At 41.4% G+C, this 9635-nt stretch carries 8 protein-coding genes; 7 read left to right on the top strand and 1 reads right to left on the bottom strand.

Going from position 1 to position 9635, the window contains the following annotated elements:
- Positions 1–427 precede the first annotated feature (427 nt).
- The 7 genes from rnr to folB all read left to right on the top strand — a co-directional run bounded on the left by rnr (position 428) and on the right by folB (position 6835).
- Positions 428–2833: a ribonuclease R gene (rnr, locus tag FD729_RS05015; protein ID WP_159932213.1), complete on the top strand. Its 2406-nt coding sequence runs from the start codon at positions 428–430 to the stop codon at positions 2831–2833.
- Between the two features lie 129 nt (positions 2834–2962).
- A complete protein-coding gene (rlmB, locus tag FD729_RS05020; RefSeq protein WP_159932215.1) occupies positions 2963–3700 on the top strand; it encodes a 23S rRNA (guanosine(2251)-2'-O)-methyltransferase RlmB in 738 nt (245 codons plus the stop codon).
- An 871-nt stretch (positions 3701–4571) separates the two neighbouring features.
- Positions 4572–4967 (top strand): 30S ribosomal protein S6, encoded by a 396-nt coding sequence (gene rpsF / locus FD729_RS05025; RefSeq protein ID WP_159932217.1) that lies wholly within the window; start codon positions 4572–4574, stop codon positions 4965–4967.
- Positions 4968–4973: 6 nt separating this feature from the next.
- Positions 4974–5291, top strand: a complete 318-nt coding sequence (priB, locus tag FD729_RS05030) for a primosomal replication protein N (RefSeq protein WP_159932219.1) — start codon at positions 4974–4976, stop codon at positions 5289–5291.
- A 4-nt stretch (positions 5292–5295) separates the two neighbouring features.
- Positions 5296–5523, top strand: coding sequence for a 30S ribosomal protein S18 (gene rpsR, locus FD729_RS05035; protein ID WP_159932221.1), 228 nt, complete (start codon positions 5296–5298; stop codon positions 5521–5523).
- A 40-nt stretch (positions 5524–5563) separates the two neighbouring features.
- Positions 5564–6013, top strand: a complete 450-nt coding sequence (gene rplI, locus FD729_RS05040; RefSeq protein WP_159932223.1) for a 50S ribosomal protein L9 — start codon at positions 5564–5566, stop codon at positions 6011–6013.
- A 462-nt stretch (positions 6014–6475) separates the two neighbouring features.
- Positions 6476–6835, top strand: a complete 360-nt coding sequence (gene folB / locus FD729_RS05045) for a dihydroneopterin aldolase (protein ID WP_159932227.1) — start codon at positions 6476–6478, stop codon at positions 6833–6835.
- Between the two features lie 609 nt (positions 6836–7444).
- Here folB and FD729_RS05050 read toward each other — a convergent pair.
- On the bottom strand, positions 7445–8692 hold the full coding sequence (locus tag FD729_RS05050) for a multifunctional CCA addition/repair protein (protein ID WP_159932225.1): 1248 nt from the start codon (positions 8690–8692) through the stop codon (positions 7445–7447).
- Positions 8693–9635: the final 943 nt, after the last annotated feature.

Here is a 9635-nt window from a genome sequence, read left to right on the forward strand (position 1 = left end):
ACGACTATTTTAATAATTAAAAATTTATATATCTAAGTAGTGGATAATGTATTTCATAATACTGCTTACTAGAGTTGCCTAAAGCCAAATTACGAGGTATTAATTAATAATTAAAATTATCAATTAATTAAACTGCATAGGAGTGATCGCAGTCATTCACGGCAAAGCCATTGTTATCTTTCTTAATGTAAATTCCATACTATAGTCATCGTTAATGCTGTGCAGTTAATAGATGGTAACACACTCTTTTGCTATTACGATCGCCAATCGTTTAAAAATGTACTGAATGATATATTCAGCTGTTTTTACTGAAACCGGACAGCTATACTTCGGACAGAACTTAGTCGAAGGAAAGACCCTTCACACAAAATTTTATTGTCAGAACCGCCGATGGCAATGAATCTAAAATGACATCGGAGGAGATGCTATGTCAAATGATCCTTTCCAGAAAAGAGAAACTGAAAAATATGGAAATCCTATTCCAAGTCGTGAATTTATTCTATCTCATCTAGAAAGAAGAGAAAAACCTGCCAGCCGTGACGAATTAGCACAGGAACTCAATCTAATAGAAGAAGAACATCTCGAAGCATTACGCCGTCGTTTACGTGCTATGGAGCGTGACGGACAACTAGTATTTACCCGTCGCCAGTGTTATGCACTTCCGGAACGTCTTGATTTGCTGCGAGGCAAAGTAATCGGTCACCGCGATGGTTACGGATTTTTACGTGTGGAAGGTCAGAAGGATGACTTCTATCTTTCCGCTGAGCAGATGAAAAGGTGTATGCATAGTGACGTTGTCTTGGTACAGCCTCCGTTAGGAGGTGATCGAAAAGGACGCCGCGAAGTGCGTGTAGTGCGTGTATTAGAGCCACGTAATAATCGAATTGTTGGCCGCTATTTTACTGATGCCGGTGTAGGCTTCGTTGTGCCGGATGACAGCCGTCTAAGCTTTGATATCTGTATTGCTTCTGACGAGACCTTACAGGCACGCATGGGTTCGGTAGTAGTAGTCGAACTAATTCAACGCCCAACGCGACGTACTAAAGCTATTGGTAAAATTACTGAGATCCTCGGTGACAATATGGGTACTGGTCTAGCGATAGATATGGCTTTGCACACACATGAGATTCCGCATGGTTGGTCTCGGGAAGTGCAAAAACAGGCCAGCGAATTAAGCGAAGAGGTGCCAGAGGAAGCGAAAAAAGGACGTATTGATCTGCGCCATCTACCTTTGGTAACGATTGACAGCGAAGATGCACGTGACTTCGACGATGCGGTGTATTGTGAAAAAAAACGTGGCGGTGGTTGGCGTCTATGGGTCTCGATTGCCGATGTTAGCTACTACATCCGGCCTGGTACACCTTTGGACGATGAAGCGCTACAGCGCGGTACCTCTGTCTACTTCCCATCACAGGTCGTGCCGATGCTTCCAGAAGTACTCTCTAACGGTCTCTGTTCTCTAAATCCGCACGTAGATCGCCTCTGCATGGTATGTGAGATGACTATTTCTGCCGCTGGCAAGTTAACCGGATATAAACATTATGAAGCGGTAATGAACTCCCATGCGAGATTGACCTATACCAAAGTGTGGAATATTTTGCAAGGGAATCTAGAGCTACGCGAGCAATACGCACTTTTATTAAAGCCGCTGGAAGAGCTACAACGTCTGTATCAAGTTTTAGAAAAAGCACGCGCGGCAAGAGGTGGTATTTTATTTGAGACCGAAGAGGCAAAGTTTATCTTCAACGCTGAGCACCGTATTGAACGCGTAGAGCGTACTGTACGTAACGACGCGCATAAGTTGATAGAAGAGTGTATGATCCTAGCCAACATTGCTTCGGCTCGCTTTGTAGAGAAGCATCAGGAGCCAGCGTTATTTCGCGATCATGACCGTCCCAGCGCTGATAGCATTACCAGTTTTCGTATCGTACTTAATGAATTAGGATTCTCATTACCGGGTGGCACTAAGCCAGAGCCGCTCGATTATGTTGAGCTACTAACTCAAATTGCTGGTCGTCCAGATGCGGAGATGCTACAAACCATACTTCTGCGATCAATGAAACAGGCTGTTTACGATCCAGAAAACCGTAGTCACTTCGGTTTGGCACTGCAGTCTTATGCACACTTTACTTCGCCTATCCGTCGCTATCCTGATCTGCTGCTGCACCGTGCTATCAAATACCTACTCGCACAGGGTAAAGGTGAGGTAAAAGGCAATACTACGCTTACTGGTGGTTATCACTATGATATGTCGCAAATGCTACAGTTGGGCCAGCATTGTTCGATGACGGAGCGCCGTGCTGATGAAGCCACTCGTAACGTTGCTGATTGGCTGAAGTGTGATTTTATGCAAGATCAAGTTGGAAATAACTTTAGCGGCGTTATCTCCAGTGTGACTGGCTTTGGCTTCTTTGTACGCTTAAACGATCTTTTTATAGATGGACTAGTACATGTTTCCACGTTGGATAACGATTACTACCGTTTTGACCCAGTGGGACATCGCTTAATTGGCGAATCAAGCGGCCGTATTTATCGTTTGGGTGATGCAGTTGAAGTGCGTGTGGAAGCAGTACATCTGGACGAACGTAAGATTGACTTTATGTTAATTTGCAGTCATCGCCGGCAGCGGGGTGCTGGTAAAACTATGCGTGATCAGTTAAAGAGCGAAGTCAAAGTATCGTCAAAGCGGCGGCGGCGTCAGATTTTTAAAAAAAACAACTTTGAATTGAACCACACCACCTTACTTGAAGGTAAGGTGCAACTATCTGAAGTCAAAAAAAGAAAAAAGTCAAAACGCTATAAAATCGCGTCTGTCATAAAAAGTGAAGAATAAAGAGTATAAAAAAGTGAAGAACATAATAAAAGACAGAACAATTTCGCCTGAAATATTAGAAGAAACTTCCCGCTTAGTAGTATACAGCACTCATCTGTATTCCATTTAATTTTTTATTAAGCCAATTTGATGAGCGAAATTATTTTTGGTATTCACGCCGTGCAAGCCCTACTAGAGAGTGATCCCCAACGCTTTAGGGAAGTCTTTATCCTCAAGGGTCGTGACGATCTTCGTCTGAGAACATTGGTGGCAGCGCTGGAAGCTCAAGATATAGTTATACAACTAGTGAACCGCAAGTGGCTCGATAGCCAAGTAAAGGGTGGTGTACATCAGGGTATTATGTCCCGTATTAAAACTGGACGTCAGTATCAGGAAAGTGATCTGCCGGCTTTGTTAAAAAGCTTGGAAAACCCTCTGCTACTGGTGTTAGATAGAGTTACCGATCCGCATAATCTTGGTGCTTGCTTACGTAGTGCCGATGCTGCAGGTGTGCATATGGTCATTGTGCCAAAGCATTGCTCTGCATCGCTTAATGCAACGGTAAAAAAGGTGGCCAGTGGCGCAACTGAGAACGTTCCGCTAATTCGTGTAACCAATCTGGCACGTACCTTGCGCTTGTTGCAAGAATACAATATTTGGATTATTGGCACAGCTAGTGAAGCCGGTCATACTCTCTATCAGAGCAATATGACCAAGCCGATGGCACTGGTAATGGGCGCAGAAGCTAAAGGTATACGTTGCTTAACACGTAAACACTGTCATGAATTGATTAGTATCCCCATGGCAGGCAGCGTTTCTTCACTCAACGTCTCTGTAGCCACGGGTGTCTGCTTGTTTGAAGTAGTGCGCCAGCGGAGCTGGATGTGATCGTCACCACTTGGTGGTACTAAACTAAGATCGAAACTAAGATCGATTAATATTACCTCTATTAATATTTTTCTGAATCGTGTACTAATCTAAATTAGTACCGAGACAGTAGCAAAGTGAAGAAGTGATATACCACTACTTGAATCTAAGCGCGGAATGCGAAATTAATAGTTTCAGAGTATTGGTTATTGGGATGTAAATGAAATAATGGAGTTTTTAATGCAGAGCAAGGATGCTTTCTAAGCATGATAAAACAACTGCTTGAACAGGTTAAATGTTCGTTCTTGTACTTCTACAGCTGCTAAAGTTTAAATGGTTATGCATAACGAAAGATTACGATGCATAAGAATAGCTATCTCTATTGTAAAATAATCTCTTACTTGTAGTTGAGCACAGTAAAATGATAGCTGATAACCATTATTCCATGTAGTTCCTGGTGTAATACGGTACATATTCAGAATTAAGGTATCTATAGTATAAAGTTTCTTTACCGCTATTATTTTTCATCTGATACCGTTACCAAAGTAATATGAATAAGTATAGATGGATATAAGGAGAGAACCACAAGTTTAGTTTGTAGAGTCCCTCTTTCAGAGAGCGTTAGGAAAGATCTTTTATTATCATTTGATAAAGATAATACCCAAATTAATTTCATTTTAATATTTAGCACAAAAAAATCTCTTTGGTAGTTATTTATAAAATGTGTACTTGAATTTAGCATACGATCTTAGTACGATTGCGCGTTAATTTCTAGCTACATTCAGGAGCGCGTTGCATTTAGCGAATGTTTCACGGCCTGTAATGTTCCTTGCTTCCAAGGGTCACAAGAGACCCTCATAGGAGGCTGCGTAATCCATAAGGAGCAATTTCGATGCGTCATTATGAAATCGTATTTATGGTCCATCCTGACCAAAGCGAACAGGTTCCGAGTATGATAGAGCGTTACACCGGTATAGTCACTAATGCAGAAGGCAAGATATATCGTCTGGAAGACTGGGGCCGTCGTCAATTAGCTTACCCAATCAACAAACTGCACAAGGCTCACTACGTTCTCATGAACGTAGAAGTTCCTCAAGAAGTGATTAACGAGCTAGAAACAAATTTCCGCTTCAACGACGCCATTATCCGTAGTATGTTTATGCGCGTTAAATGCGCGGTGACCGAACCATCTCCTATGGTTAAAGCGAAAGACGAGCGACGCGAGCCCCGTGAAGTTTTTTCTAATGAAATCTCTGATGAGTCAGATACTGGGGATATTGAAGAATAATTATTAGTGACGTCTAATCGACTGCGTCTGTCTGGTACCGTGTGTAAGAAACCGGTTCGAAAAGTGAGTCCGTCAGGAATTCCTCATTGTCAGTTCTTGCTTGAGCACCTCTCAACGCAGGAAGAGGCAGGGTTTCGCCGGAAAGCATGGTGTAGAATGCCAGTAATCATTAGTGGTATGCTTCATCAGGACATGACTCAACATATAAAAATTGGTGTGCAACTGACTCTTGAAGGCTTTATTAGCTGTCATCAAGCGCGTAATGGACAGTATGTAGTGGTACTGCATGCCGAGCAAATTAAATTTATACATTCTGGAGACTAGCTAAATGGCACGTTATTTTCGTCGTCGCAAGTTTTGTCGTTTCACAGCGGAAGGTGTTCAAGAGATAGACTACAAAGATATTGTTACGTTGAAAAATTACGTCACTGAAAGCGGTAAGCTCGTACCAAGCCGTATTACTGGTACTCGCGCAAAGTATCAACGTCAGTTGGCTCGTGCTATTAAGCGCGCACGTTACTTGTCTTTGTTGCCCTATACTGATCGTCATCAATAATTTTGATGATGAGTTAATAACTTTAGAGAGAATAGTAATAATGCACATTATTTTGCTTGATAAGGTAGCTAACTTGGGTAGCATGGGTGATCAGGTTAATGTTAAAGCGGGCTACGCGCGCAACTTCTTGGTACCACAGGGTAAAGCTGTTCCAGCTACTAGAAAAAATATTGAACATTTCGAAGCACGTCGTGCTGAATTAGAGCAGAAACTAGCTAATATTCTAGCTGTTGCTAGCGCTCGTGCTGATAAGATAAATGCGGTGGGGTCAGTTACTATCACTTCCAAAGCAGGTCATGAAGGTAAATTATTTGGTTCCATCGGCACTCGTGACATTGCCAATGCTGTCACTGCAGCAGGTGTTGAGGTGGCTAAGAGCGAGGTCCGTTTACCTAAAGGAGTCTTGCGTACCACCGGTGAGCACGAAGTTAACTTCCAAGTTCATAATGAAATTTTTGCTAAAGTCATTATAAACATTGTTGCTGAATAACGACACTTGATGGAACGATAGGCATGTACTACACATGTAGCCTAAAACTGAATAGTGTTCAATAGATCGATGCACGTCTCGCACTAACAAAACTCCAGTTACCAGCGTGACTGAAGCTACGTATTAAAATTGAATGTTAAGTTATTAATACAATATAAAATTTCTTGTTATTGAACTTTTAAGAAGCTTCAGAATATGCCATAACTGCGGGTTAGTTGTGTTAACACGCTCCGATTCCAAAGCCGTGAAAGAAGATGATTACCCCCTTGTTGGGTATAGCTAGGTGGGGGTCTCTGCCATGTAGTATACCAGACAGCTAAACTAGGACATTCTTTTTTTAAAAAAAGAAGCATCCAAAATCCAGATAGCTGTCAAAGATATTCTGTTTTTATTAACCATAAATAATAAGTATTATGCGCTTTAGCAAGCATGAATACTAGCTAAAAAGGGAGGAATGCTATCATAGATATCGTTTTTATTAAACAACTTAAGGTATATACAACTATCGGTGTTTATGAATGGGAACAGAGCATACAGCAAACATTAGTGCTTGATATCGAAATGGCTTGGGATAATCATCGGGCTGCTCGCAGCGACGATGTAAAAGAGTGTCTGAACTACTCCACCGTCGCTGAGGCAATCCTCATGCACCTTCACAGCCATTGCTTTGCACTGATAGAGCGCGTGGCGGAAGAAGTTGCGGACTTATTGATGAGCAGTTTTAATACACCAGGTGTACGTATTAAAGTGGCAAAATTAGGCGCTGTTTTGCAGGCCTCTCAAGTCGGCGTGCTTATCAAGCGTGGATTGATTCCTGACTGAATACATTGCTTAATTTCTATCATTAATACAACCAAGCACACCATAATTAATTATGGTATGTGGCAAACAAGTGTGAGTTAACACACAGTCTCTGAAATCTTTAGGTTGGATAGGTGATAGCAGAATTTCGTGCGAAAGTATTCTCGCAATTGCCGACTGTTAAATGGATACGAGGAAAATATTATGACTGATCTTTATTATCTTTAGGTATCCGTACATTTTATGTAAGGGGACCGTAGTTTTGGGTCATTTCTAGTTACGAGATACATGACTATTTACTACTTATTACTCAGCCCTTCAAAGTAGAAAAGTAGAAAACTGTTGCGAAAGTGATGTAGTTAAGTTCCGTAAGTATTACGGTGGTGATAGTGCAAGGCTATTTCTTGGGATTTCTTAGGTATTTACTTCTGAAAATAAGGTGGAGACGCATGGAGCATAGTTACTTAAAGGTAACTACCTTGGTGGTTACACTATCTTGCAGTTATTGGGAAAGTACTAGATAACCATATTAAAATTCAACCCAATTAGTTCACGAATGCTACTATACGGCAGGCTTCTGCTGAAAACAATGAAGCTTGCATTTTTTCTTCATTTCCCTCTATACTTTATCTATGGGCTGTGTGACGAGGGTAGCTGCATCTCGGCAATTCCCTGAGCCACTACATTAATTCGACGTCGTGTCAATTCTTTTCTTACATTAGCGCCTTTGAATCCGTCATCAATTACCGCTTTAGTCGATATTGACTGCGCAAGCGCGCATACCTTACGCAGGTAGTTGCCCTGCGGATAAGCTATGCTCTCTAGTCCAGAGCGGCCGCGTGCATCAGCTTCACTAGTTAACGCAATTTGTTCTATCCTATGCGGTTTGCGCCAAATATCAATGCGGTCAAATAGGGCTATCAAAACATCGGCGGGCTGCCTCTCAATTGTATGCACCATATCGTGAAATTCCGTGACAATCAGAGCTAGATCGCGGATAGCATTCGGAACGCGCAGTCGTTGGCACAGTGCTTTGACCAGTCGTATACCCGCAACCCCGTGCCCGTGGTGGCTTGGCCATTTTTCTTGAGGTGTTAATGCCTTGCCAACATCATGAATTAGAGTAGCGAAGCGCACATCTACCTCTTCCGATAAAGCCGATACTAATGTCAGCGCCATCAACGTATGTATACCAGTGTCAATTTCTGGATGCCACTTCTCAGGTGAGGGAATTCCAAATAGATTATCGATTTCCGGGAATAGCACCTTGAGCGCACCACAGTCGCGTAGTACCTGAAAATAGACTTGAGGGTTGAACGCAGTAAGGGCTTTCTCCGTCTCTCGCCAGACACGCTCGGCAGTTAGGTGACGTAGCTCGCCGCTCGCTGTCATCTGGCTCATTAATGTTTGAGTTTCCTCAGCAATGCGAAAATTAAGGTGTGCGAAACGTGCTGCAAACCGCGCCACACGCAATACACGCAAAGGATCTTCATTAAAGGCACAAGAAACATGACGCAGTAGACGCGCTTGTAAATCACGATTCCCATGGAAAGGATCAATCAAATCGCCGTTTGCTGTTTGAGCGATAGCATTGATTGTTAGATCTCTGCGCTGTAGATCCTGCTCCAGAGTTACGTTAGGCGCAGACCAAACGACAAACCCTGAGTAACCTATACCGTTTTTTCGCTCGGTACGCGCTAGCGCATACTCTTCCCGGCTGTTAGGATGCAAAAATACGGGGAAATCGCGGCCAATACGCTGAAATCCCTGCTCTTGCATCTCCTCGGGTGTCGAACCAACCACAACCCAGTCACGGTCTTTTACGGGTAATTTTAGCAGTGCATCACGAACAGCACCGCCTACCAAATACATCTTCACGCAACTACTCCGAAAATCATAAAAATGGCATACCAAACGAAAATTCCTTCATAGAATTTTCAGGACATTATACTCTAGTGCTGCACACAATCTACATGGCAGAGCAACCAAAAGGGGGGCATTAAAAAATGTCGTGAAGGAACGTGCGGTCAATAATCTCTTTGTTTCTAGTGCTTGCTTTTCTTATTCCAGAATTATTTCATCTTTTATCTTTTACAGTTCTTGTTTTTCATTTTGAATTGATGGCTTTGTGGTTGGTGGCAACTTTTATTACATCTCTTCGAGATTATGCTGTTTTTACTTTATCATCAACCGATGATCCAGAGTTTTGGTAGCTAAATATTTAGCTGTTACTTCAATTTATGGTACACAAATAACAAGATTAGATTAAAATTCGAGCAACAATATAATAATCTAAAAAGTTATGTCTTCTGTATGTTGCCTTAATGAATATTATAATTACTTGATAACATAGGATCTTACGTACAGACGTAGTTTGTAAAGTAGGTAATACCCATCGGCTAATCCAATGTGAATCTAGGAAATAATATTTTAAACATATGGCATTTTTTATTAGCATGTTATGATAAGAAAGCTTTGAAAACTACTAAAAGTATAGTCCTGATATAAGCACTTTTTTATTCTATTTTTTCTATCCTATATCTATACATTGACTAGCTAACTGACTGAGGGAACAGATCCGGATAAATTTTAATAAAAATACATTAGTTACATTTTCGCAGTGAAGGAGTAAAGAGAGTAGAGAGATCTTATCTTCCTTTATAATAATTATTGCCAAATAATACTCTTAAGTACTAGTAAGTATATTGTGACTATTGAATTAATAATTCATTCATTACAAATGATATGACAATAATTTGACTTACATTATCATCGATTTTTTATTAAAAAGAGGCTAGTACTTTACGAAATATCTATTTCG

Origin of the sequence: Pantoea sp. Nvir (assembly GCF_009829915.1) — a bacterium.
Classification (GTDB): domain Bacteria; phylum Pseudomonadota; class Gammaproteobacteria; order Enterobacterales; family Enterobacteriaceae; genus Pantoea.

Excerpts from the sequence above, each read along its gene's own strand:
- rnr (WP_159932213.1), top strand. The coding sequence starts at position 428 with ATGTCAAATGATCCTTTCCAGAAAAGAGAAACTGAAAAATATGGAAAT.
- rlmB (WP_159932215.1), top strand. The coding sequence starts at position 2,963 with ATGAGCGAAATTATTTTTGGTATTCACGCCGTGCAAGCCCTACTAGAG.
- rpsF (WP_159932217.1), top strand. The coding sequence starts at position 4,572 with ATGCGTCATTATGAAATCGTATTTATGGTCCATCCTGACCAAAGCGAA.
- rpsR (WP_159932221.1), top strand. The coding sequence starts at position 5,296 with ATGGCACGTTATTTTCGTCGTCGCAAGTTTTGTCGTTTCACAGCGGAA.
- rplI (WP_159932223.1), top strand. The coding sequence starts at position 5,564 with ATGCACATTATTTTGCTTGATAAGGTAGCTAACTTGGGTAGCATGGGT.